At 69.7% G+C, this 24,126-nt stretch carries 22 protein-coding genes; 10 read left to right on the plus strand and 12 right to left on the minus strand.

Going from position 1 to position 24,126, the window contains the following annotated elements; all coding sequences use genetic code 11:
• Positions 1 to 10 precede the first annotated feature (10 nt).
• Positions 11 to 970 carry a HAMP domain-containing histidine kinase gene (locus HS104_13370; protein MBE7480957.1) on the plus strand — a complete coding sequence of 320 codons (960 nt, stop codon included), beginning with the start codon at positions 11 to 13 and terminating at the stop codon, positions 968 to 970.
• On the opposite strand, the gene HS104_13375 is transcribed toward HS104_13370, so the two are convergent.
• The 3 genes from HS104_13375 to HS104_13385 form a co-directional block, all read right to left on the minus strand.
• Positions 945 to 1,532: a prepilin-type N-terminal cleavage/methylation domain-containing protein gene (locus HS104_13375; GenBank protein ID MBE7480958.1), complete on the minus strand. Its 588-nt coding sequence runs from the start codon at positions 1,530 to 1,532 to the stop codon at positions 945 to 947. The genes HS104_13370 and HS104_13375 overlap by 26 nt on opposite strands.
• On the minus strand, positions 1,529 to 1,978 hold the full coding sequence (locus HS104_13380) for a pentapeptide repeat-containing protein (protein ID MBE7480959.1): 450 nt from the start codon (positions 1,976 to 1,978) through the stop codon (positions 1,529 to 1,531). The genes HS104_13375 and HS104_13380 overlap by 4 nt, the downstream gene beginning before the upstream one ends.
• A 914-nt stretch (positions 1,979 to 2,892) precedes the next feature.
• On the minus strand, positions 2,893 to 3,900 hold the full coding sequence (locus tag HS104_13385; protein ID MBE7480960.1) for a hypothetical protein: 1,008 nt from the start codon (positions 3,898 to 3,900) through the stop codon (positions 2,893 to 2,895).
• 143 nt (positions 3,901 to 4,043) lie between these two features.
• Here HS104_13385 and HS104_13390 point away from each other — a divergent pair, with 143 nt between their 5' ends.
• The 3 genes from HS104_13390 (at position 4,044) to HS104_13400 (ending at position 7,328) form a co-directional block, all read left to right on the plus strand.
• Positions 4,044 to 6,629: a PAS domain-containing protein gene (locus HS104_13390; protein ID MBE7480961.1), complete on the plus strand. Its 2,586-nt coding sequence runs from the start codon at positions 4,044 to 4,046 to the stop codon at positions 6,627 to 6,629.
• Positions 6,630 to 6,693: 64 nt separating this feature from the next.
• A complete protein-coding gene (locus HS104_13395; protein MBE7480962.1) occupies positions 6,694 to 6,933 on the plus strand; it encodes a type II toxin-antitoxin system Phd/YefM family antitoxin in 240 nt (79 codons plus the stop codon).
• Positions 6,930 to 7,328, plus strand: a complete 399-nt coding sequence (locus HS104_13400; GenBank protein ID MBE7480963.1) for a type II toxin-antitoxin system VapC family toxin — start codon at positions 6,930 to 6,932, stop codon at positions 7,326 to 7,328. Before HS104_13395 ends, HS104_13400 begins: the two co-directional genes overlap by 4 nt.
• A 22-nt stretch (positions 7,329 to 7,350) precedes the next feature.
• Here the strand turns inward: HS104_13400 and HS104_13405 are convergent, their stop codons facing one another.
• Complete coding sequence (locus HS104_13405) at positions 7,351 to 8,151, minus strand: Uma2 family endonuclease (GenBank protein MBE7480964.1); 801 nt, start codon at positions 8,149 to 8,151, stop codon at positions 7,351 to 7,353.
• A gap of 458 nt (positions 8,152 to 8,609) precedes the next feature.
• Here HS104_13405 and HS104_13410 point away from each other — a divergent pair, with 458 nt between their 5' ends.
• Positions 8,610 to 8,963 carry a DUF2384 domain-containing protein gene (locus HS104_13410; protein MBE7480965.1) on the plus strand — a complete coding sequence of 118 codons (354 nt, stop codon included), beginning with the start codon at positions 8,610 to 8,612 and terminating at the stop codon, positions 8,961 to 8,963.
• Between the two features lie 102 nt (positions 8,964 to 9,065).
• On the plus strand, positions 9,066 to 11,168 hold the full coding sequence (locus tag HS104_13415; GenBank protein ID MBE7480966.1) for a hypothetical protein: 2,103 nt from the start codon (positions 9,066 to 9,068) through the stop codon (positions 11,166 to 11,168).
• Positions 11,169 to 11,249: 81 nt separating this feature from the next.
• Here HS104_13415 and HS104_13420 read toward each other — a convergent pair whose 3' ends face one another.
• Both HS104_13420 and HS104_13425 read right to left on the minus strand, forming a co-directional pair.
• On the minus strand, positions 11,250 to 11,642 hold the full coding sequence (locus HS104_13420; GenBank protein ID MBE7480967.1) for a type II toxin-antitoxin system VapC family toxin: 393 nt from the start codon (positions 11,640 to 11,642) through the stop codon (positions 11,250 to 11,252).
• Positions 11,632 to 11,847, minus strand: coding sequence for a hypothetical protein (locus tag HS104_13425; protein ID MBE7480968.1), 216 nt, complete (start codon positions 11,845 to 11,847; stop codon positions 11,632 to 11,634). Before HS104_13425 ends, HS104_13420 begins: the two co-directional genes overlap by 11 nt.
• Before the next feature lie 310 nt (positions 11,848 to 12,157).
• Between HS104_13425 and HS104_13430 the strand changes: the two genes are divergently transcribed.
• Positions 12,158 to 12,517, plus strand: a complete 360-nt coding sequence (locus HS104_13430; GenBank protein ID MBE7480969.1) for a hypothetical protein — start codon at positions 12,158 to 12,160, stop codon at positions 12,515 to 12,517.
• Between the two features lie 90 nt (positions 12,518 to 12,607).
• Here the strand turns inward: HS104_13430 and HS104_13435 are convergent, their stop codons facing one another.
• Complete coding sequence (locus tag HS104_13435) at positions 12,608 to 13,312, minus strand: Uma2 family endonuclease (protein ID MBE7480970.1); 705 nt, start codon at positions 13,310 to 13,312, stop codon at positions 12,608 to 12,610.
• 103 nt (positions 13,313 to 13,415) lie between these two features.
• Here HS104_13435 and HS104_13440 point away from each other — a divergent pair, with 103 nt between their 5' ends.
• Complete coding sequence (locus tag HS104_13440) at positions 13,416 to 14,006, plus strand: Uma2 family endonuclease (protein MBE7480971.1); 591 nt, start codon at positions 13,416 to 13,418, stop codon at positions 14,004 to 14,006.
• Between the two features lie 40 nt (positions 14,007 to 14,046).
• Here the strand turns inward: HS104_13440 and HS104_13445 are convergent, their stop codons facing one another.
• On the minus strand, positions 14,047 to 14,595 hold the full coding sequence (locus HS104_13445) for a hypothetical protein (GenBank protein ID MBE7480972.1): 549 nt from the start codon (positions 14,593 to 14,595) through the stop codon (positions 14,047 to 14,049).
• Positions 14,596 to 14,697: 102 nt separating this feature from the next.
• Positions 14,698 to 15,276, minus strand: coding sequence for an acyltransferase (locus HS104_13450; protein MBE7480973.1), 579 nt, complete (start codon positions 15,274 to 15,276; stop codon positions 14,698 to 14,700).
• 128 nt (positions 15,277 to 15,404) lie between these two features.
• On the opposite strand from HS104_13450, the gene asnB reads away from it, so the two are divergent.
• Positions 15,405 to 17,324 carry an asparagine synthase (glutamine-hydrolyzing) gene (gene asnB / locus HS104_13455; GenBank protein MBE7480974.1) on the plus strand — a complete coding sequence of 640 codons (1,920 nt, stop codon included), beginning with the start codon at positions 15,405 to 15,407 and terminating at the stop codon, positions 17,322 to 17,324.
• Here asnB and HS104_13460 read toward each other — a convergent pair.
• The 3 genes from HS104_13460 to HS104_13470 all read right to left on the minus strand — a co-directional run bounded on the left by HS104_13460 (position 17,266) and on the right by HS104_13470 (position 22,794).
• Positions 17,266 to 18,405, minus strand: a complete 1,140-nt coding sequence (locus tag HS104_13460; protein MBE7480975.1) for a glycosyltransferase family 4 protein — start codon at positions 18,403 to 18,405, stop codon at positions 17,266 to 17,268. The genes asnB and HS104_13460 overlap by 59 nt on opposite strands.
• 62 nt (positions 18,406 to 18,467) lie before the next feature.
• The gene (locus HS104_13465) at positions 18,468 to 21,755 is read right to left on the minus strand and encodes a hypothetical protein (protein MBE7480976.1); all 3,288 of its coding nucleotides are present in this window, start codon (positions 21,753 to 21,755) and stop codon (positions 18,468 to 18,470) included.
• Between the two features lie 319 nt (positions 21,756 to 22,074).
• On the minus strand, positions 22,075 to 22,794 hold the full coding sequence (locus tag HS104_13470) for a methyltransferase domain-containing protein (GenBank protein ID MBE7480977.1): 720 nt from the start codon (positions 22,792 to 22,794) through the stop codon (positions 22,075 to 22,077).
• Positions 22,795 to 22,822: 28 nt separating this feature from the next.
• Between HS104_13470 and HS104_13475 the strand changes: the two genes are divergently transcribed.
• A complete protein-coding gene (locus tag HS104_13475; protein ID MBE7480978.1) occupies positions 22,823 to 24,073 on the plus strand; it encodes a DegT/DnrJ/EryC1/StrS family aminotransferase in 1,251 nt (416 codons plus the stop codon).
• The last annotated feature ends 53 nt before the right edge of the window (positions 24,074 to 24,126 follow it).

Raw genomic sequence — 24,126 nt, forward strand, 5'->3', positions numbered from 1 at the left:
TGAGGTCCCCGTGGAAGACTCCGCTGGCACCGCGAAGCGCAAGGCCTGCAAGGTCGCGCTGGGCTACGGCCTGGCGGCCGCGGCGTACATCGTCGCCTCCAGCCTGCTGGTCGGCGAGGTCGCCCTCGATCCGCACGATCACGCGTTGATCGAGACGCTGAAGGGCATCGGGTTCGTGGGCGTCACGGCGCTCGCCCTCGGCTGGCTCGTCCACCGCGACTACCGCGCGCTGATCGGCGCGAAGGCGGAGCTCGCCGCCTCTGCAACCGCGCTGGCCCGCGCTCAGAACGCCGCGACCCTCTCCGTGGTCACGGGCGCCATCGCCCACGACATGCGCAACCTGCTGGGGGCGGCCAAGACCAACCTGGAGTTCGTCGAGCCGGCCGCGCGCGGGGACCCGGATGCCAGCGAGGCGCTCGCGGACGTGCGGGAATCCCTCGGGCGCCTGACCGAGTTCGCCACGGACCTGATGGCTCGCGCCGGGAAGAACCCCTCGGAATTCCCGGCAGCGGACGTGGATCTCGCTGGCGTCGCCCGCGACTGCGTTCGGCTCACCTCCCTGTTCGCCCGGGGCCACCAGTGCGACATCGCCCTCGAGGTCGAGAGCGACTGCACCGTCCACGGCCGCCGCCAGGAGCTCGAGTGCGCCGTCTTGAACCTGCTGATGAACGCCGTGGACGCCTCGGATCGCAAGGGGCGGGTGTCGGTCAGCTGCGCGCGCACGAACCGCGACGTCCTCCTCAGCGTCTGTGACAGCGGCCCCGGGGTTCCGCTGGAGCTGGCGGACAAGATCTTCGAGCCCTTCTTCACCACCAAGGGCTCACGGGGCAACGGGGTCGGGCTCGCCGTGACGCGCGGGCTGGTGCGCTCCTACGGAGGGGACGTGCGCCTCTCGGGGCCGGGTCCGGGGGCGGAGTTCGTGCTCACCCTGCCGGCCAGCACGCTCACTCCTCCGGGTTCGTCTCCGTGATGGCCGGCGCCACGACCAGCACCGAACCCTTGCCGGCCTGGACGATCTTGCCGCTGAGCTTGATCTCGCTGAGCACGCCGTCGCCGTCCAGGTCCCCTTGCGCGACGGCGTCGAAAGTGGCGTTCACCTTGCCGGCGTTGGCGACGTTGGTCGTCGAGGTCTTGTAGCGGTAGAGGAAGTGCTGCGGCCCGGAGACCGAGAACTTCAGGCACGCGAAGCCTTTGCCGGCGGTCTTCTGGTCGTAGGCCCACTCGGCCGGGCTCGACTGGTACTTCTGACCTTTGATCGACTTGGCGTTCTGCGGCACCGTGCGGGTGGCCGTGACGCACAGGCGACTCTGGCTCTGGACCTTGCTCTTGGTGGCGAGGACCGTGCCCGCCATGCTCTCGCGCGCGTAGGCCGTGCTCGCGTCCTTGGCCATCTGCCCGACGTTGTTCCGCGCCTCGGCGGCGCGAGACGCCAGCACGTACTTTCGCACGCCGTGCGTCGCCGTCGTGGCGAGCACGCCCGCGATCCCGACGGTGACCATCAGCTCGACCAGCGAGAATCCCCTCGCCCTCATGGCGCCTCCTTGGTGAACAGCCCGGCGCGGCACTCCCAGCCCTCGGGCGGCAGCGTCTCGTCGTCGCAGCGCACGCTCTCGAGCCCGACCGCACCGTCCAGCTTCGCACCGGACCAGTCGGCGCCCAGCGCGGACACCGAGCTCACGCTCGCCCCGTCCAGGTTCGCGCCGGCCAGGTCGGCTCGATTCAGGTTGGCACCGCCGAGCTTCGCTCCGGCGAGGTCGGCGAAGCTCAAGGTCGCTCCCGACAGATCCGCGCCCTCGAAGCTAACTCCGCCGAGATCCCGATCGCCCAGTGCGAGCAGCCGCCCCACGGCGGCACCGCGCTCCGCTGGCGCCGCGCGCTCGAGCTCTCGGCGCGCCAGCCAGCGATTCGCGCTCGTCACGGGGCTGGTGAACAGCGTCGCCAGCGCGCAGAGGCCCACGCTGGCGAAGGCCGTGGCCATGCCCAGGCGCCTTCGCCCGGACGGCGGCGCCGGCGCGGGTACGGGCGGCGGCAACGCGGCGCGCGGCGGGGTCCCCGGCGGCGTGCTGAGCCCGGTGAAGTTCTGCTCCGCCGCGTTCGGCAGCAGCAGACCGACGTTCTCGTAGTCGCCGTAGCGCTCGACGTCGCGCAGGAGGGCCTCGACGCTCGAGTAGCGCAAGAGGGGCTCCACGCAGGTGGCGCGCCGCACGATGCGGGACAGACCCGCCGGTGCGCGGGCCAGACAGCCCAGGTGCGGCACCAGCGCCGTCTCCAGCGGCGGGTCAGCCGCGAGCAACAGGAAAGCAAGCAGACGACCCAGGGAGTAGACGTCGGAGCGCGCGTCGCCGCCGCCCCCGTCCAGCACCTCTGGCGCAGCGTACAGGCGCGTCTCCATGGAGGCCGGCGCCTGGCCACCGGGATCGAGCAGCCGCGGCCCGAGGTCCTCGTCGAGACCGACCACGCCCGGGCACAAGCCACCGTGGCTCCGCCCCCGCGAGTGCAGCTCGATCACCACCGCCGCGAGCCCGCGGAACAGCTCGAGCTTGCGCTCCAGCTTCAGCCCCAGGGCTGGCAGATCGTGCAGGATCCCGACGATGGGCTCGAGGCGGAGGTAGCCGCGCCGCACGTTGGCCTCGAGCACGCGGACCACCCCGGGGACGTCACCGAGGTCACCCAACCCAGCGGCGACCCGCTCGAGCTCGGCAAGCTCGTCGGGGCTCGGCTCCGCGGCGAAGGTCATCACGGAGAAGCGCTCGCCGTCGTCGCTCGACGCGCTCCAGAGCTCGCGCCCCGCGACGCAGCCGGCCAGGTCCAGCCGCGCGGCGCCCCTCGGCCAGGGCTGCTCGGCACCCAGCCCGACCAGGGGCAAGAGGTCCGTCGGGTGGGAGTGGGTCGTCACGACGTGACCCTCCGCCGCCGCACCCAGGCCGCCGCGGTCAGCGCGAGCATCAGCGCGACTTGCCAGAGCGGCGCATCCCGGCGCGCCACGCTCGCCCCACCGCAGCCGCCGCCGGTGTCCGTCGCCGCGCTCTCGGGCGCCGGGTGGCGATACAGGCTCACCATGACCGTGCGGTCCGGCGGCTCCAGATCGCGCTTCCGGAGCTCGCACTTGCCGGTCTTGTAGAACATCGTCGTCGCGGGATCCTCGTGGTCCTCCCCGAGGCCGAAGAAGTGGCCGGCCTCGTGCGCCACCACGCTCTGCAAGTCGTATGCGCCGTCGCAGCCGGGCGCCTCGTGCGCGTCGAACCCGTCGTCGTCGTCGTCCCCGTGATGCGGGCTCGCGCCACCGCCCAGGACCGCGAAGGGCTTCTTCGAGTTGATCACGATGTCGGACTCGAGGATGCGTCCGGTCTCCGCGTCCACGAAGCTGACGGTCAGCGCCAGATCCTTCTTGTGGCCGGCCAGCTCGATGGGCGCGAAGAGCACCGCGTTCACACCGTCCGGCTCGAGGCCGGGCTTCGCGCCGCTGGTGGTGTCGAAGGTCACCGGTGGCAGCGAGGCGTCCGTCTCGAGCCAGGCACCGAACCCGGCCTGCACCGCCGAGCTGGCCCCGGGTCCGAGCTTCTGGAGGGAGGCGTCCAGCTTCACGCTCACCGGTGCGTTGGCCCAGCGCTCGGGCTTGCCGCGATCCGTCGTCTTCTCCTTGGGCGCGCCGTTGACGAAGACCACGGGCAACCCGCGATCGGGCTCCGGAGGCTTCGCCAGCTGCCAGCCCAGCAGCCCCAACGCGGAGAGCGCGAGCAACGCGACGAAGAACACCGTCCGGCGCGGGCGCACCACCGGACGCACGCTCGGCTTCAGGGTCACGCTCTTCGGGCGCAGGGTGAAGATGCTCAGGATCGGCGCGATGGAATGGGTCGGGCTCGGGGCGAGCGTGCTCGGGCGGCGATCGGTCGGGGGCATGGCTCCACTCGACGAAAACGGCCGCCCTGTTTCGAGCTGAAGCGCCCCCGCGCAGATCGGTGCGACCCCCTCCCACCTCGCGCGCGCAAACTCTGCGACTTCAACGCCGGGCTACGGGGCCGTAGCTTTCAGCATTGACCTCCGTGTCTCCGCTCTCCCTGGGTGACGCCGCGGTCGCCGGCGCCGGCGTCCTCCTGTGCGCGTACGAGCTCTGGCTCTTCGCGCGGCGGCCGGGTCACCGGGAGCACCTCTGGATGGCCGTGATCGGCGCGATGGCCGCGACCTACGCGGCCTTGATGGCGGTCCACTACAACGTCGGCCACGACGCGGCGCTGATCCTCACCCGCTTCGAGGGCGCCGCGCTCACCACGGCGAGCTGCGCGGGCATCGCCTGGATCCTGCTCGTCACGGGCCGCGCCACTCCCCGGGCGCACGCCCTGCTCGGCGCGTTCTGGCTGGCGGTCACCGCACTGACCATCTCCCCCTGGGTCGTTCGCTCGATGCGTCCTGTCGAGCCCTGGCTCGGCGACGGGATATTCTGGCGGCGCGTGCAGACCCCGGCGGTCGGCGCGCTCCAGGCGACCGGGATCGCGCTCCTGCTGCTCGGCCTCTGGCTCTCCACCCGCGCGCCGCCGGAGCGCCGCTCCGAGGCCCGCCACTATCAGCTGGGCATCGGGCTCTGGGCAGCGGATGCCCTGCACACCACGGTGACGAACGTCTTGGGCCGGCAGCTCCCGCTCTCCACCGTCGAGTACGGCTTCCTGGCCTTCGCCGTCGCGCTCGTCTCCCACGACGTCCGCCACTACATGCACGCCCTGGCCACGACCGAGCACGCGGTGCGCTCGGCGGTTTCCCGCCAGCGCGAGCTCGAGGCGCTGCACCACGACGTGGTCGCCTCCATCGGCGAGGGCGTGGTGCTCCTCGACTCGCTCCAGCGCGTGCGGCTCTGGAACCCCGTGGCGGCCGCGCTGACCGGCGTGCCCGAGACCGAGGCCGTGGGGCGCTCGCTCTGGGATCTGATCCAGGTCGCCCCCGCCGACGAGCGCACGCTCGCCGCAGCCCTCGCCGAAGCGACCCGAGGTCGCGTGGTGACCACCGTGCCCGCGGGGCTGCGTTCCGGCCAGCGCGAGGTGCAGGTGGCCTGGACGCTCACGCCCTTCGGTCCGCCGGGTGACCGGCGCGGCGCCATCGCCATCTTGCACGACGCGACGGCAGAGCAGGCCGCGCGGCTCGCGCTGATCCGCAGCGAACGCAACTCGAAGGCGCTGATCGAGAGCCTGCCGGACGCCATCGCCGTCTTGTCGGACGAACGCATCCTCTACATCAACGCCGCGCTCGCGCGCTTGCTCGGCCTCGGCCCCGACGACAGCCTGAGCGGGCTCAGCGCCGGCCGACTGGTCCACCACGCCGATCGCGCGCGCTTGCGCCAGATCCGCGACGGCAGCGACCCGGCGGAGCTGCGCTTGAACGCGCGCAACCGCGGCATCACCGCCGAGATCCGCTGCGTGCCCATCGAGTTCGACGGCGCGCCCGCCCAGGCGCTCATCGCCCGGGACGTGACCGAGCGGAACGAGCTCACCGCGCGCATGATGGAGCTCGACCGCATGGTCGCGGTCGGCACGCTGGCCGCCGGAGTCGGGCACGAGATCAACAACCCGCTCGCGTACATGGTCGCCAACCTCGAGGAGCTGCGGAAGGAGATCCCCGGGGCCGAGCCTCGCCTGCTCGTCGAGGAGACCCTCCAGGGTGCTCGCCGCATCCGCGACATCGTACAGGCCCTGGCCGGGTTCTCCCGCGCCGGCGTCGAGCGCACCACCGTGAGCCTCGGCGAGGCGCTCCACTCCGCCATCACCATGAGCGGCAACGAGATCCGGCACCGCGCCCGGGTCTCCCTCGACCACCAGGGTGACTTCTACGTGGTCGCCGGCGAAGCCGAGCTGGCGCAGGTCTTCTTGAACCTGCTGGTCAACGCCAGCCAAGCGCTGCCCAACGGTACGGCGGAGACCAACGAGATCCGCGTGCGCACCTACGCGGATCCGGTAGCGAACCGGGTGGTCTGCGAGGTGGCGGACACCGGCTCGGGCATCGCGCCCGAGATCCTGCCGCGCATCTTCGATCCGTTCTTCACCACCAAGCCGGTCGGCGAGGGCACCGGTCTCGGCCTGAGCATCTGCCGGCAGACGATCCGCGCGTTGGGCGGAGACATCGAGGTGGAGACCGAGGTCGGGGTCGGCACGACCTTCCGCGTCCTGCTCCCGCCCGCCGAGGCCGTGACGGAGCCGCTGCGCCTGTCGCGCCGCGCGCGCTCCACCCCCGCGCCGGACGGGCGGCTGCGGGTGATGCTGGTGGACGACGAAGCGAGCCTGCTCCGCGCCCTGTCCCGCCCGCTGCGCCGGCACTTCGACCTCAGCCTGTGCGTCTCCGCGGTGGAGGCCCTCGAGCACCTCGAGCGCGGCGACGACTTCGACGCCATCGTGACCGATCTGATGATGCCCGGCACCTCCGGCATGGAGCTCTACGATCAGATCCGCGAGCGCTTCCCGAAGCTGGCCGAGCGCGTGCTGTTCACCACCGGCGGCGCCTTCACCGCGGAGGCCAAGGCCTTCTCGGCCCAGATGGCCGACCGCGTCCTGCCCAAGCCCGTCGCCATCTCCGAGCTCCGGCGGCGCGTGCGCGAGATCGCCGCCACGCACCCGGGCCGAGCGCGGACCGGCAGCGCGTGCGCGTGAGGCAACGCTCCGGGGTCGGCCAGGACCAATTGACCAGTCAGGTGGTCAAACCTAAGCTCCAGGCATGGTAGCCCCCCGCAAAATAGCCGCCAGCGAGTTCAAAGCCCGTTGCCTCGGCCTCCTCGACGAGGTCCGCGAGAGCGGCGCCGAGGTCGTGATCACCAAACACGGCGAGCCGGTCGCACGACTCGTGCCCATGGCCAGGGCGCGGACCTCGCTGCGCGGTGCGTGGAGGGGCGTGGCCCGGGTCCGCGGAGACATCGTCCACGTGGACTGGACGGCCGATTTCGAGGCGAATCGGTGAAACACCTCCTGGACACACACGTCGCGGTCTGGTGGCTCACCGACGACCGCCGGCTCACCCGGGCGCACGCGCGCGTCCTCGAGCGCGCGGAGCGGAGCGGTACGCCGGTTGGCCTGTCCGCAATCTCACTGTGGGAGATCGCCAAGCTCGTCGAGCGGCGCCGCATCGAGCTCGATCAGACCATCGACGAGAGCCTGGCGGAGCTCGAAGCGCATCCTGGCTTCGCAGTCCTCCCACTCAGCGCGCGGATTGCGGTCGAGAGCACGCGACTCGGGGCGCGCTTCCCGTCGGATCCGGTGGATCAGATCATCGCGGCGACGGCACGCTGTCACGCGCTGACCCTGCTCACCGTCGACGAGCGGATCATCGAGTCGGGCGCGGTGGCGGTCGGCTGATCCGCTGAGGTTTCGCGGCAAGTCAGCCTCGACGCTTGGCGAGCTCCGCCTCGAGCTCCGCGACCCTCCGAGCCAGCGCCTCCGCGCGCCGCGCTTCCTCCTCCGCGCGCCGGGCTTCTTCCTCCGCGCGCCGGGCTTCTTCCTCCGCGCGCCGGGCTTCTTCCTCCGCGCGCCGGGCTTCTTCCTCCGCGCGCCGGGCTGCTTCCTCCGCGCGCTCGGCCTGCTGCTCCGAGAGTCGCTCGAGCTTCGCGATCAGCTCGGGAGCGTCCAGGAGCTGCGCGTTGCCGTGGTAGTAGCGCACGCGTCCGTCCTCGACCCGCAGCTCGAGCCCGAGCACCCTGGAGCTGAAGAACCCATTCTGCGGGACCATCGGACGGTACTGCTTCGCGCCGGGCTCGGGCAGCGCGAAGCCGCTGAGCCGCTGGCGGCCGCGGTCGTAGATGAAGTACTCCGGGATGCCGAGGCGCGCGTAGAGCGCCACGTTGCGCTCCATGTCCTTGCGCCGCTCCCCCGCCACGTGCACCTCGAGCACCCAAGCGAGCCCTTTGCCCTCCGCGCTCACCACCCATTTCATGCGCGGGTGAGGCTCGGCGCCGATCACCGCCAGCACGTCCGGCGAGAAGCGCCGCTCCGCCGGGTAGTACACGGTCAGATCCGCCGCCACGTACACCTTCTGTCCGGTCCGGCGGAAGAACTCCCTGAGCACGTCGAGCGCGTCGCTCTTGGCGTCGCGGTGCAAGTCGCCCTCCGGCGGCAGCAGCTCGACGTCGCTCATGTGGGCGGGCAGCAAGTCCAGACACGCCGCGCGCTCGGCCTCGCTCATCCGCGCCCACTCCTCCTCGGACGGCGCGCGGGGGAAGCCCTCGGCCTCGGGATCGTCGGCGCAGATGGCCACGCCGACAAGCCTGGCGCGGCGAGCCGGACGCCGTCAAGGCGAGGCGCGCGGCGTGCGATTGACGCCGGACCGCCCCGCCGTGGAAGCTGGCGACGCCCAGCGACGCCGCCCCGGCTCGGGATGTGAAGCCGGCTTTGCGCGCAGGCCCGATCCCGGCTCTGCTCGGCGGCGTGTCCGGCGCGCTGATCCGCCTGCTCACGGACGCCTTCGAGCCGGCCGTGCGGCAGCGAGGCCAACACCCGGGGCACGAGCAGGCTCAGGCGTGCTTCAGCCAACCGAGCGGTTCGGCCCCGAAGAAGCCGCGCGCTCGATCCGGGCCATCTCTCCCGCAAGGTAGCTCCAGCCACTGAGTAAATCTACTCAGTGCACTGAGTAGCTGGGCGGTCGTGGCTCAGGTCCGGCGCTTGCCGAGCGCCGCCCCGAGCTGGGCCACGCGGCTTTCCGGATCGCCGGCGGACCTGGCCAGGCCCTCGCGCCGGCGCAACCCGAGCGCGTCGCAGCCGCTGCCGCCCGAGGCCCTGGCCGTGCTCCACGAGCTGAAGGCTCGCCACATGCGCGAGTGGCTCGACACGCCGGTGCCCGCCTTGGGCGGCAAGACGCCCCGCTCCGCCGCGAAGAACAAGGCGGGGCGCGCCGGGCTCGACGTGCTCCTGCGCGAGATCGAGCTGATGGAGTCCCAAGCGCCTCCCGAGATGCGCGGTGACATCGGCTGGCTGCGACGCGAGCTAGGGATGGAATGAAGGTCGGGGACACCAGCGGCGACCCCGACCACCCTCACTGCAAAAAGCCGCCCTCCCGGCAGACTCTCGTGTCGCCGACCTGCGAGGTCTATCTTCGTGCTCATGCAACGCCGCACCCGCCTCCTGCTTCTGATCGTCGCCTGCGTGCTCGCCGCGTTCGTCGGTTGCGGCGGCGGTGACGACGGCGGCACCGCGTCGAACGCCGGCAGCGGTGGCAAGGGCAGCGGCGGCAACGGCACCGGCGCGGCGGGCAGCGGCGGCGGCATCAACCTGGACGGCGCCGTCGAAGATCTGAAGGTCGAGCCCGCGACCGCCACCCTCACCGTCACCGCCAAGGGCACGCCGCAAGCTCAGAGCTTCAAGGCGCTCGCCGGCCAGAGCCAGGTCAGCGCGACCTGGACGATCTCGGACACCGACATCGCGAACATCGACGCGACGGGCACCGCGACGAACGCCGGCATCATCGGCGGCAACGTCACCGTCACCGCGAGCTACGGCGGCAAGACCGCGACCGCGCAGCTCGCCGTCAACGTCCTGCTCAGCGAGGACGTGGACACCGGCATCGACCCCGCCAACAAGGCCGCGCTCGGCGGCGCGCCCGGCGCCGATCCCGGCCCCACTCCGAGCAAGTTCCTCTACCCCTACGATCAGACCGTGATGCCGAAGGGCATCCTCGCCCCTCTGCTCATGATCAGCGCCGGCAGCGTGGCGCCGGTGGACGCGAAGGTGAAGCTCTCGACGCCCGGCTTCAGCTGGGAGGGCTTCTACAAGGTCGCCACCCCCGCCACCCCGCGCTTCACGCCTCCCCAGGACATCTGGAACGCGGCCCTCGCCACCGCGGCGGGCGGCAAGGTCGCCGTCGAGATCACCAAGGCCGCCAGCGGCCAGGCCTACGGCCCCTACGCCATCGGGCTCACCGCGGCGGCCGGCTCGCTGAAGGGCGTGGTCTACTACATGACCTACGAGGCCCCGCACACGGGCCTCTGGGCCGCCCGACCCGGAAACCAAGGCGCCGCCACCCAGGTCAAGCAGGGCTGCGTCGTGTGCCACGCCGTCTCGGCGAACGGCAAGATGCTCTCCACCGGCGCGGAGGTGAACCAGCAGAGCGCGGAGAGCGGCGTCTACCAGGTCGATCTCACCGGCACGGCGACTCAAATCTCCCAGTCTCCTCCGAACCTGGGCGGCGACTCCCGCGGCCTCTCCTTCGGCTCCTGGACGCCCGACGGCAAGTACGTGATGCGCAGCCAGAACGACTTCTGGGGCGGCGTGAACCAACTGGCCTGGCGCGTGGACGTGACCGGCAAGAAGCTCGACGCCGCCACGGTCGTCGGCCTCGGCGCCGGCGTCAGCGCGTACCTCCCGGCGTTCTCCCACGACAACAAGCGCCTGGCGTTCACCCAGGGCCACGGCGAGCCCAGCCCGCCCGGCTCGGTCATCCGCTCCATTCAGGTGATGGACGTCGCCATCGACGACACCGCCGGCCCCGCGGGCACCCTCACCTTCACGAACCGCCAAGTCGTGCTCGACAACGGCGCGAGCGGCAAGGTCACCAAGTACTCGACGTTCCTGCCCGACTCGAACCTGATCGTCCTCCAGGAATCTCAGAAGTTCTACGCGGGGCACGGCGGTATGCTCGCCACGGCTGACGCCAGCGGCACCTACGGCGCCGCCGACGGTCGCCTCAACCTCATCGACGTCGCGACCAAGGCGCACCTCGAGCTCACTCTGGCCAACAAGGGCAACGTGCCGAGCGACGAGGATCACAACTACGAGCCCTTCGCGCTGCCCATCCCCGCCGGCGGCTACTACTGGGTCGTGTTCACCAGCATCCGCGAGTACGGCAACGTGTACCAGGGCGGCCAGGTGCGGAAGCAGCTCTGGGTCTTCGCGGTCTCCCCGGGCGCCAGCGGCGATCCGAGCCACCCGCCCTTCTACTTGCCCAACCAAACGGAGAGCAAGAACGAGCGCGGCTTCTGGGCCCTCGATCCCTGCAAGCCCAAGGGCAGCAGTTGCGACACCGGCGACGAGTGCTGCGAGGGCTTCTGCATCCCGCAGAACGCCAGCGATCCGAGCGCGGGCAAGGTCTGCGGCGACAAGAGCGGCTGCTCGCAGGTCGGCGACAAGTGCACCACGTCCGCCGACTGCTGCGCGGGCGCCGGCGCGACGTGCCTGGGCGGCTACTGCACGCCGAAGATCCCGGGGTGAGCAGAATCGGGCCGTGGCTGCTTTCGGGCGGCGCACGCGCCGCTGCGCGTCCATTCGCTCGCGCCACGCGCTCCCGACGAGCTAGCGAAACTGCGCCAGCACGAGGCCTTCGATCTCGCGGAAGTGCAGATCCTCGGTAGGTACCACGGCGCCGTTCGCGATCGCAGTTGCGGCGATCCAGATGTCGTTTTCGGGGATTGGGCGTCCCTTCTGCTTCAGTGCCAGCCGGACTTGCCCGTAGGACGTGACAACGGCCTCGTCCACGGGCGCGAACCGGCACTCCGCGCGAAGGTCCTGGAGCCGCTTCAGGTTCGCGTCGGTCGCGCGCGAGTTCATCGCCCCGTAAGTGAGCTCGCCGAGCACGACGGCGGACAACACCACCTCCGACGCCGAGTCCAGCATATCGACAACGATCGGGTCGCCTCGCAGCAGGGCGATGAACGCGTTCGTGTCTGGTAGCAGGCTACCAGGCACCGTGGTCGATCCGCTCGCACTCTTCGGCCGCCCTGGTCATCGACTCGGCGTCTTCCGGAGACAATACGCCGGAGAGCGCTCGAAACCGACTCGGGCGCTTACCGGCCTCGGGCATCCCGTCTACCAGGGCCTTTACACGCGCCAGCTCGGTCGGCGCCAGACGCCGCAGCTTCTCAACGAGCGCGTCCAGATCTGCTGCGGCCATGGCTGAAATCTACGCGGGGAGGCGCGGGCAGGCAAGCGGCTGCTCGAACCGGCTGCTCGAACCGGCTGCTCGAACCGGCTGCTCGAACCGGCTCCTCGAGTGAGCTAGCCTTCGCTCCCTCGGTCCACGACAATCGGGCGATGCCGCTCCTCACTCGCGAGCAGATCGAAGCCGCGCGCGGGCGACATCCGCACGCTCGCGCAGGCGCTCGGACTGCACACGTCGGCCGACGCTCTGGCGGTCGTGCTAGCTTACTATCCGCCGGAGCGTCTCCCGGTTCGTACCCGCCTTCTGCTGGAGGAAGTGCTCGATGACAGCGACTGAGTGCCTCGAACGGGCGAAAGCCGCGGGCGACGCTTACCAGCGCTTCATCAATGCGTTCGTCGATGAATTCCGGCGGGCCTCCCCCGTGGAGCGCGCCGAGCTCGTCGCCGACCCTATCCGCTCGTCCGGAGGCCTGGAGGCGCTGGTCGCCGCCGTGGTCAGCGCGCTCTGCCGGGAGACAGGAACGCCCACGCCCGAGTGGGTCGCCCACGTCGGCAGCCCCGAGCCCTTCTTCGCGTTCCCCGCGCGGTCGTACGAGATGCGCGTGCGTCTGATGGCGGAGTCACCCGCGCCGTTCAGGATTCGAAACGTGTTCGTGCCCGAGAACTATTTGTCGCGGGCGTGAGCGAGCTCCTCCGCGAGGTGCCGGAGCACGTCGCCCACGCCCTGCTCTGGCTCCGGACCGAGCCCGCGAACAGCGATCTTCTCCGCGAGGTCACTCCGAGCCGTCGCTCGGCGAGTCGTCTCGCGGCTCGTCTCGCGGGTCGTCTCGCGGGTCGTCTCGCGGCTCGTCTCGCGGGTCGTCTCGCGGCTCGTCTCGCGGCTCGTCTCGCGGGTCATCCCCGAACAGCACGCCGACGGCGATCATGATCGCCTCGAAGGGCTCTGCGCGCACGACCTCGTGCCGCTCCGCCCGCAAGACGGTGATGTAGCCGTCCGAGCTCCAGCGCATCACCGTCAGGGTCGCGTCTCGCGGATCTGCGACCCAGTAGTGAGGGATCCCGACGCGGTGGTAGAGGCGGAGCTTCCTGACCGTGTCGTGGGTGGCGCTGCTCGGTGACACGACCTCGCACACCCAGTCCGGGAGCTGATCGACGGGAATGCCCGTGGGCCGCTCCGGACGTTGCTCGCGCCGCCAACCGACTACATCCGGGCGCACCACGTCGCCGGTCTCGAGCAGGATCTCGACCTCGGTGGCGATCCACCAGCCGCCGGGTCCACCCCCTCCCCCACCCCCACCGGACCTGCGCTGAAACGGCCCGAGGACGGCGCCGACGATGCCGGCCTGAGCGGCGCCGTGCTCGCCGCTCGGCGCGGCCTTCTCGAACAGCTCGCCGGCCATCAGCTCATGGCGCCGCTCGCCCTCCGGGATCACCCAGAAGTCATCGAGGGTTGCTCCACGCCGCTCGGACTGGCTCATGACGCGACCCGCTCAGCCTACCGCAGGCCTGGGCTCGGCGCAGCCGCGAGGCCTCTCGAGCCCTCTCGAGCCCTCTCGAGCCCATGCTACGCTCATCTGCGCCATGACCGAGCCCGCGAGAAGGCGTGCCACGTATGACGATCTCCTCGCGGTGCCAGAGCACCTGGTCGCGGAGATCCTCGACGGCGAGCTGGTCACGAGCCCCCGCCCGGCCGCTCGACATTCTCTCTCCGCCTCCGCGGCCGGAAGCGAGCTATTCGCTTCGTTCCATCGCAGGCCGGGCGGGCCCAGCGGACCCGGAGGCTGGTGGATCCTGTATGAGCCCGAGCTGCACCTGGGGCCGGACGTGCTCGTCCCCGATCTCGCGGGCTGGCGCCGCGAACGGATGCCGGTGATCCCCGACGTCGCGGCGTTCGACCTCGCGCCTGACTGGATCTGCGAGGTGCTCTCGGCCTCGACGGAACGCCACGATCGGACGCAGAAGCTCCGCATCTACGCGCGAGAGGGCGTTCGGCACTGCTGGCTGATCAATCCCGTGCAACACACGCTCGAAGTGTACCGGCAGGAGCACGAGCGCTGGCTCCTGCTCTCGACTCACAGCGACCGCGACCTTGCCCGAGCCGAGCCCTTCGACGCCATCGAGCTCGACCTGTCGCGCTGGTGGCTCGAAGAGGGCGAGCCACCCGGGATCTGACAGATTCGAACGCCACGGCGGCCGATCCCAGCGACCCCGCCTACCGCCCTCGCGACACCGCGAGCATCGGCCCGCGCCGGATCTGCTGCGCGCCCGACTCCGGCACCTCCGCCAGCTCCAGCGCCGCCACCCGCGCCGCCGCGATGTCGAGCTGCTTGTCGTGCGGGCCCAAGATCAGGAAGCGCTGCGCGTGCGGCGCGTACCAGATCGGCGCCAAGGGCCAGTCCACGTCCTCCACCGAGCCGAGCCCGGCGACCGCGCTCTCGAAGAACGGATCCACGGCCGGGTCGTGGTACACGAGCCACGGCGCGCGCTCGAGCTCCGGCACCGCGTCCTCCAGCACGCGCCGCGTCTGAAGCACCGCGAGGGCGAGCGGGTTCGTGCGCGTGAGCACCACGAGCGGGCTCGAGTACTGCCCGCGGAGTACCTTCAAGCGCGCGACGTGCGCCGCGAACCGCTCGATGCTCCAGCCCTCGCCGTCGATCACCCGCTGCGCGTCCGCCCCCGCCCGGAGCAGCACCGCCATGCACGCCTCCCGGGCCGCGGGGGCGGCCGGCAACCCCTGCGGGCAGAGAGTCAGGCGAGCCAACGGAGGGGCCAAGTCTTGACTATGCCACTCTTCGGGCCAGCGCCGAGATGACGGGGGTCAAGTCAACGCGCTTGGAGGAGCGGCGCGACAAGCCTCGACAATTCACTTTTCCCCAACTGCGCGACCTTCCTGCGCGCGTCGATCGCCGATCTTGCGTGCCGGCACGCCGGCAACGATCGCCCAAGGCGCGACCGACGCACCGGTCACCACTGCGCCGGCAGCAATCACCGCGTGGTCGGAGATCCGCGAGCCTGGAAGAATCACCGCACCGGCACCGATCCACACGTCGTCCCCGATGCGAACCGGGTCGTACTTCACGGGCTGCTCGATCACTGGAAGATCCCGTGCCGCGTCGAAGCGATTAGTCTGAGAGTAGATGGTGACACGGGCTGCAATGGCGCACTGGCGGCCGATGCTCAACCCGCCCTGACCGTACAGCACGCCGTAGTGGTCGATGTGGGTGTCGTCACCAATCACGACCGACCCGCTTGCACCGAAGGCGTTGATGATCGTGTGGCCAAATAGCGTCACATGGTCGCCGAAGACGACATGCTCCGGAGCTATCACCTCGACGCCGCGGCCCACCCGAAGCCCCGTGCCGTGTCGCCAGGCAAACGACGCCGCGCCCCGTAGACGGGACTCGACACCGCTGCGCTCTCGCCTCGCCAGCGTGCACGCCACGCCGAGGAGCCAACTGCGGAGAATGGCCTCGCGAAGGATCACGCACCGAGCCTATCCCCGTTAGATGCCGGCCGAGAAGGGCCATCGTCGGGGTTTACCCGGCGAAGGACCCGCGTATGCTAGCCGCCATGTGCGGAATTGCGGGGCTCTTCGTTCCGCGCGCAGTAGTTGGGGCCATCGAGCAGGCCCAGCTCGACGCCCTGCGCAGCGCGCTGCTGCACCGCGGACCCGACGCGAACGACACCTGGCTGTCCTCTGATCGAAAGTGCGGGCTCGTCCACACTCGCCTCGCCATCGTTGATTTGTCGCCCACCGGAGCACAGCCAATGAGCACCCCGGACGGCAGGTACACCGTCACGTTCAACGGCGAGATCTACAATCACGAGGAGCTCCGCGCTGGTCTCGAGAGCCGTGGTCATGCCTTTCGAGGCCGTTCGGACACCGAGGTCCTGCTCCGGCTCTACGCAGAGCACGGAGCCCGGTGTCTGGACCTCTTGGACGGAATGTATGCCTTCGCGATCTACGACTCCGAGCGGCACGCCATCTTCTGCGCGCGCGATCCGCTGGGTGAAAAGCCGCTCTATCTGTTACGGACACCACGGCTCTTCGCCTTCTCCAGCGAAACGCGAGCGCTGGTGGCAGCGCAGGTGGTGAGTGGCGCTCCCGACCTCGCCGGGCTCGGCCTCTTCTTGCGCCAAGGCTCGATCCCCCCACCGTTCACGCACCTGGAGGGCGTGGAGTTCATGCCCCCTGGGACCTGGATCGAGTTTGGGCCGCAGCACGGAGTGAGTGTCCCGACTCGATACTATCGCATCCCGTTCGTCCGCGAGGACGAGGCCCTCGGCGACCGCAGCGAGGCCCGCGAGCGCGTGCACGCCGCGCTCGTTCGGTCGGTCAGGCGGAGGCTGCGGGCAGACGTGCCGGTCGGTGCATTTCTCTCCGGAGGCCTTGACTCGTCCCTGGTCGCCGCTTTGATGCAGAAGGCGGGCGCAACCGACCTTCAGACGTTCACTGTGACGCTTCCCGGCAGGAGAGCTGACGAAAGTGAGGTAGCGCGGTTGGTTGCACGACACCTTCGCGTGCGCCACACCGAAGTCCCCCTCGAGCTGGACGCGAACCACGACTGGCTCGACGAGGCGCTCGCCGCCATGGATGTGCCCAGCGTGGATGGGCCCAACACCTGGCTCGTCTCTCGCGCAGTCAGACAAGCCGGGCTCAAGGTGGCCTGCTCTGGGCTCGGCGGAGACGAGCTGTTCTTCGGCTATCCCAGCTTCCAGGTCGTCCCGCGGGCGGCCCGCTGGACACATCCGCTCGCTCCGCTTCGGCTCGGCCGCACCCCCGCTCGGAGGGTCATGTCGCAGTTGCGTAGCGGACCGCGGCTGGGCCGCGCAGTCGACGCGGCCCTCGCCGGAGGCAGTCTTGCCGCGCTATGGTTCGCCAAGCGCGGCCTGTTCAGCGAGCACGAGCTGCTCGAACTGCTCGACGACAGTGTCGCGGCGGCTGCCCGAGCGGTGGACCCGTTCGAGCGCCTCGAGCAGCTCGCGTGCCCGACTGGGCTGGCTCCCATGCGGCAGGTCAGTTTCTACGAGCTCAGCGTGTACATGCACGATCAGCTCCTCAGGGATACGGACTGCATGAGCATGGCCCACGCACTGGAAGTGCGGGTACCTCTCATCGGCCGCGAGGTGGTCGCGGCCACGGCGGGGTGCAGAGCGAGCGCGCTGTCGGGGTCGCAGCCGAAGCAGCTCTTGAGGGACATCGCCCTCGAGTATCTCCCGCAAGAGGTACTGCGCCACCCGAAGCACGGCTTCACGCTCGACTGGGTCGACCTGTTGACGCGCGGGACGACAGCGCGCGATTCGACTGCAGGCGGCCTGCTTCGCGAGGAGGTCTACGCTGCCGAGCGCGAGCTCTTGGCGCGGAGCGGCAGGAGCTTCGCGCGGCTGATGGCGCTCGAGACGCTGAACAACTTCGCCCGCAGGCCCCGCTTCAAACGGGCTCTGGAAACCAGCGTTCGAGCAAGCGCCGGTGCTTCTCTCGAAAAGTGACGTAGTCGAACTCGTCTTCGATGCGCTTTCGCGCCTCGCGAGCCATGCGTGCGCGCAGGTCGGGCGCGTTCGCGAGCTCCAGGATGCGCTGGCTGTGCGCATCCAGATCGAAGGGATCGATCACGAATCCGTTGATGCCGTGCACGACGGCCTCTTGGGAACCGTCGTGGTCGCCCACAATCAGAGGGAGGCCGCACGCCGCCGCCTCGAGTGGGGTCAGCGGAATGCCTTCGCCGCGGTCGATGCCGCGGTCGCTCACGAGCGAAAAGGCGTGCGCCGCGCGGTACACGTCGGCCAGGTCATCGTCGTGGACCATTCCAGTGAAGCAGACCTGGGAGCCGAGCCCGTCTCGGCGAGCACGCTCTCGAAGCGTCTCCGCGAGCTGTCCGCGTCCGGCGAACACAACGCGAATCCGCGGATTGTCCGGAGCAATGCGCCGGAAGGCTTCGTACAGCCGCGTGTAGCCTTTGTGGTCCGCGTCGGAGCTCATTCGCCCCAGAGTCAGGAGGTTCCAGCCGCTCCGCGGATCGGGGATCCCGTAGCGCTGCAGAACCGCCGGCGACGGCGGGCCCGGGCTGAATCGGCCGAGGTCGACGCAGTCCCACACCACGGTCGGAGCGACGCAACGCAGGCGAGCTTCGAGCAGATAGTTCGCCGTGAAGTGGCAGTCCGCGACGACCAGGTCCGAATGCCGAAGACCCCACTCGGCGTCCCCGCTCAGGCCGCTCCAGACCTCGAGCCCGTACACGTTGACGCACGCCGTCGCCTCCACCATGCGCGCGGCCGAATAGGCCAGCGCCGAGAAATTCACGTGGGCTGAGTGCACCAGCTGCGGCTTCCGCGCGGCCGCGAAGGCCAGGGTCCGGGTCACGAGGCCCACCTTCGACGCTTGATTGGCGCCGCTTCCGTGCCAATCGACGGCGAACGGATCTTCGAACGACTCGCCAGTGGGGCCCAAGAGCGAAAGCACCGTCACCGAGTGTTCGCCGAACAGTTCCCGCAACGCTCGAATCTGGTAGCGTGAATAGCGACTGATGCCGCCCTTGTCGAAGCAACCAGGAGTCAGGTAGAGCACGCGCATCGCCTGGGCCGAACAGCGTTGCCCGTCCTTGCGCGGCGCGCAACAGGTTGGTGGGCCACCTGTCAGCGTCGGCGTCGGCGAGCCGCGAGCGCGAAGAGCCCGGCGGCCCAAGCAAGCCACGGCAAGGCGTTGGGTGCGCGCACGACTCGAATGCTGCAGTCGCCGCCGGCCACGACCCCCGCCGATCCGGGCTCGTCCGTCGAGCCCGCGGGCGAACCCAGGCCGCCGGCCGATCCCGCGGTGTTCTGGACCGTGACCACTCCGTCCGCCGACACGTCCAACGTCAGCTTCGCCACGCCGACGTTGGCTGCGCTGTCTACGGCTTCGACGGAGACCTCGATGTTGCCACCCCAGGCCTCGCTCGGAACCGTCCACTCGATGGACGGCGACGCACTCTTCGAGCCAAGCGAGCCATCGGTCAAGAGCGCTCGCTTGCTGTTGGTCGAGTCCCTCCACCAAGTCACGTAGTGGTCGAGAGCCAAGTCGTCAGCCAAGGTCAGCGTGAGACTCACCTTCCCCTTCGCGTGACCCTGGCCCGCGAGCGCTGCGAGGGGCGCGGTTTCGTCCGCCACGACGATGGTGCCGGAGCTGACCTCGGCGCTGGGGCCTTGGCTACCCAGCGCGCGCACGGTCAGTCGATAGGGACGGCCCGCCAACGCTTCGGTGAGGTCCCAGGTCAGCGAGGGCGAATCCACTTTCCGGTAAGGCGGGGACCACATGGCCTGCTCGTCCGGCGACATCAAGCCGACTTCGTACGCAGTCGCGCCGGGAACGGCGGGCCAGCTGGCCTTCACCGCCTGGCTGGGGGCTACCACGATGCCACCCTGCCCGGTGGCTCCATCCAACAACACGAGCAGCGGAGCCGGAAGCGCCGGGTGGTCGATGCCGTAGACGTACCCGCGAGAGGTACCCACGATGATCTCCTCGGAGCCGTCACTGTCGTAGTCTCCAATCGTGGGCTCGCCCACAGGCGCGCCCATGTCGATTGCCCACAGGAGGCCGAGCGAACAGCCGTCGACCGCGTACAGGTAGCCGTCGGACGAACCGACCAGCACGGCGGGACCGCTCCCGGCACTCGCTACGGAGCTCGCATGACTCAGGTACCCCGGTCGCTTCCCAGCCGCTTCGGCGAGGGCCAGCGTCGAGAAGGTCTCGCCGCCAGCCAACACCCGCTGGGCGACGATGGCTCCAGTCTTGCCGGAGTATGCTCGAAGCGCGGCCGAGCTGACCGCGGGCGTCACGAACAGCGGTCCAGTGGGGCACTCGGTGCGCGTGCCGTGCATGGCGTTCATGGGCTCCACGGAGGCACCGACCCATGCGGGGCTGAGGTCCTTCTTCGCGAGGATCGGGCCGCCGAAGCCGGACTGGAGCAGCAGCTCCGGGGCCGACTGCGAGAAGCTTCCGGCGATCGGCAGCGAGTACGTGGTCGATACGGGGAACGTGGACACCGCCCCGCTGGTGGTGTCGCGACGGAACAACGATCCGTACATCGAGTACCACTCGTCGACGCCATCTCCGTTCAAGTCCGCGACCGTGGAGCCCCAGAAGCCGCCGTAGGTCACCGGCGCCGCAGCCCAAGGTTCCGATTGCGTGGCGAAGTTGATCGCGTGCTGGACTGCTTGGTTTCCGGCGATGCGCCAGTCGAGCCCGACGAGGGGCTCGGCACCGCCGACCCGAAGCGGGAGCGGAGCGCCGATGGGCGTTCCAGGACCCAGGTTCACTGTGCCGAGCGTCGCCCCGGTGCCGGCTGCCCGAGCCACCAGCGAGGTGCCTTCCACGCCCACTACCGCAGTACCCAGGCTGCCTAGCTGCACGACGCCCGGCGAAGTGAACCCCGGGGCGAGCCAGCGCGGCCATGGCGGCAGTATCCATGCCGCGAGGGCGGCATCGCCCACGAGCGCGCCGAACGGTGTGTACGGGACCACCACGAACGCTCCGCCGTTGTCCTCCCCGATCAGGTTGTGTCCCAGCTTGCCGAGGTCGTTCCCGCCGATGACCGTCCCGACTGCTTGGCCGAAGACCGAGACCCAGCCATTGGTGGTCTTCATCGCGGCGTCGAGCACCTCCAGCGTCCCCGCGCTGGTCCCGAGCGTGACCTGCTCGTACGGCCGGGTGGTGAAGCCACTGGGAAACGCTCCCGTCACCTCACCGACGATGGGCTTGAACGTGGTCCCCGCGTTCCACGCCCCACCAGCGAGCGCGAGCGGCGTGACCGAAGAGAAGGTCGTAGCGCGCGGCAACCCGGGGGCCGCGGACGCACCCGTCGGCACCCCGACGAGCAGCTGCGCCGCCTGGCCGGGCCGACGCAGCACCGCGATCGTTCTGGCCTGGGGCCCGTTTTGGTAGAGCGAGCCGTCGACCCAGCGAACCGCGCGCACGCCCGGGAAGAGACCGGACTTCGGCGCGAGGCCGCTGGCCCCGAGCGCATGGGCGCGTAGGCCCCCCGCTTCCGCAATGACCAGCTCTGCGCCGGGCATCCCATCGAGGTCCGCCGCACCCTCGAAGCGCGCCCCGACCAACTCGGCGCGTGTCGCGCCTGTCGCGCCGTCGAGCACGCGAGTCGTCCACGATGTGCTCGCGGCATTGGGGCGGAAGCTCAACACTACTTCGGCCCGCGCATCGCCGTCGAGGTCGACCACTATGTCCCCGCCATCGACGACCTCCGCGTCGATGCTGCCGGGTGCCTGTGCCCAGAGAGAGCTCCAGGCCCCGGTCTTGGGGTCGAGCCGGAACGCAGCGAGACCCGGGGGCCCGGACACCCCCGCGAGGCCCTGGGTCTGAACCGCGACCAGCTCTTTGCCGGGCAGAGCGTCGAGTTCCGCAGCCACGGCGCTGGCCTCCGTGAAGAACGTCTTGCTCGTGGGATGCGTGAGCGTTGCGATGGCATTCCCGGTGGCCCCACTCAGCATCAGCATCTGCGACGGCGAGCCGAGCGCTACTTCCGGCACGCCGTCGGAATCCAGATCGACCAGGCTGTCAGTCCCGGAGTTGGTGGGCGAAAGCCCGGCTGACATCGCGCGCTCCCAGAGAGTCAGGGGCGCTACAAACCCGTTCTTGAAAGAGTACGCCCCAGCAGACATCGGCCCTGCCTTGGCGCACCCCGTGCACTCGTCGACGTACAAGTCGAGGAGCCCGTCCCCGTCGAGATCACGGACGCGGGGCGTGGCCACGTATTGGAAGCTCTTCTGGGAAGACTTCCACAACGCCTTGCCGGTCGAGTAGTCCAGCACCACGACGAACGGGGAGGTCCGAACCACGACCTCGAGCTTCAGGTCGCCATTCAGGTCGACGACGTCGATGACGCTGGGATCGCCGAGCGGCTCACTCTCCCAGAGAGTGGCCTGGGTCATCAAATTCCGGAGAGCCACGCGTCCTGCGGTCGCGACGACGACGTCAGTGGACCCCGCGCGGAACGCGGCTGCGCCGAACTCCGGCCGTCCTCCCAGGTACGCGCGCCACACCCTCACCGGAGAGCCGGTGAAGAGCTGTCCCTGAGACGACGCGGTCCGGCCGGCGTCGTGTCGCACGACCGACCAGGTGTCCGCGTGCGCCAGTGTGCCGGTCAGAGCAACACCCAAACCGGCAGCTGCCAGAAGCCTCACCCGAACCATGTGGTCCTCCGACACGCAAACGTACCAGACGCAGCGGGCGCCGCCAGCAGCCAGGGACCTACTTTGTCAGACACCCGAAGATGCACGCTCGAAACGGCGCCAAGCGCTCGAAGCGGTTGACCATTCTCTCGTAAGCCACACCGACCAGGAACGGAACTTGGTGGAACACCAGATATGACGGCTCTGCCTCGACCATGCGCAGCTCGACATCCTTGAAGCCGGCGCGTCGAGCTTCGCGCTTCAACGTAGCCGGAAAGTTCAAGCGATAGTGCGTCGGCCACGGCTCGTGCGCGGTGGATTCCATGCGCCGAGCGCGATTGGCCACGGCGCGATGAAACCACTGCGGCGTGGCCCACGACACGATGGCGACGTAGTGCGCGATGTTCGGAGTGCGGAAGAAGAATCGCGCCCCAGGCTTCATGACTCTTTGCACCTCGGAGAGGAAGGGCCGTGGACGCTCGACGTGCTCCAGCACGAAGTCCGCGAACACGAGGTCGAACGTCTCTTCGTCGAACGGAAGGCGGTCGCCGTCGATGAGATGCCCGTCATCGATCTCATCGTTCTCGAGGACGATCGGATCGACATCGGCACCGGCCACTCGCCGGACCTCGCCACGCAAGACGCGGACTGGATTCCGCGTCGCCGGACCCGCTCCCAGGTTCAGGACGATGCTGTCCGGGCCGGCGTGCTGCCGGAGCCACCCGTAGAACGCCTTGGTGCCATCCCAGCGTTTGTCGGGATAGAAGCGCCGAAAGAGATCGTCGGTGGTCGGGAACACCACGCCGCCTGGCACAGCCGTAGGCGGAATGCCCCAGCGGCGTCAAGACGCATCGCAGCAGGTCAGGGGCCGCCGTGACGAATGCCTACCGGAATTGCGCAACCAATCCAAAAACCACGCTAAGTTCGGCAGTGCAGTGTTGCCCCCCAAGTCGTTCATTCCCGTTGCCGCGCCAGTCATTGGCGACCTCGAGCTCAAGTACGTGACGGACGCGGTCCGATCGGGATGGGTTTCCAGCATCGGCCCCTACCTCGAACGATTCGAGCGCGGGTTCGCGGCGTTCTGCGGTGCGCGTCACGGGATTGCAGTCTGCAACGGCACCGTCGCCATCCACCTGGCTCTGCGGGCGCTCGGCGTCGGCCCCGGAGACGAGGTCATCGTGCCGAACCTGACCTTTGCGGCGACTGCACACGCCGTCCTGGAAACGGGAGCCGAGCCGGTGTTCGTGGATGCCTCCCCAGAGTCGTGGTGCCTCGACCCGGTTGCCACCGCGCGCGCGCTGAGTCCAAAAACGCGCGCAATCATCCCGGTTCACCTGTACGGCCACCCCGCCGACATGACCGCACTGGCAGGATTGGCGACCGAGCACGGACTTCACCTCGTGGAAGACGCGGCCGAAGCTCACGGCGCCCGGGTGGGGGTTTCGCGCGTCGGAGCGCTCGGTACCGTCGGAGCCTTCTCGTTCTACGGCAACAAGCTGATGACGACGGGCGAGGGCGGGATGCTGGTGACGAACGACGACGCGCTCGCCGAGAGGATCCGCTTTCTGAAGGACCACGGCATGAGCAAGGAGCGCCGCTACTTCCACACCGAGCTCGCTTTCAATTATCGGATGACCAACGTCCAGGCTGCGCTCGGCGTTGCACAGCTCGAACAGGTCGAACGGTTCCTCGAGCAGAAGCGCCGCATCATTCAATGGTACCGACAACGCCTGAGCTCACGGACGGACGTGCAGCTGAACCCGTCGCTGGACGGCTACGAGAACGCCTACTGGATGGCCAGTGTCGTGCTTGGGGCGAAGGTCCCGCTGGCTCGGGACGCGGTTGCGTCCATGCTAAAAGCAGCGGGCATCGACACGAGGCCGTTCTTCGTGCCCATGACCGAGCTCCCTCACCTTTCTCGCTACAGGGCCGTCGGAGTCGAGGGCCCAGGCTGTCCTGTTGCCGCGCGTCTCGGCAGCCGCGGGCTCAACCTGCCAAGCGGCTGCTCGCTGAGCGAGGCCGACGTCGACAGGGTGTGCGAAGCCCTCGTGCAAGCCCTCTCGCTCCCCGTTCAGTAGCGCCCCGCCGGGATCTGCGGCAGACTCGCACGCTGTCGGGGGCTGGCGCCCCC

It is taken from the genome of Polyangiaceae bacterium (assembly GCA_015075635.1).
Lineage (GTDB): Bacteria > Myxococcota_A > Polyangia > Polyangiales > Polyangiaceae > JADJKB01.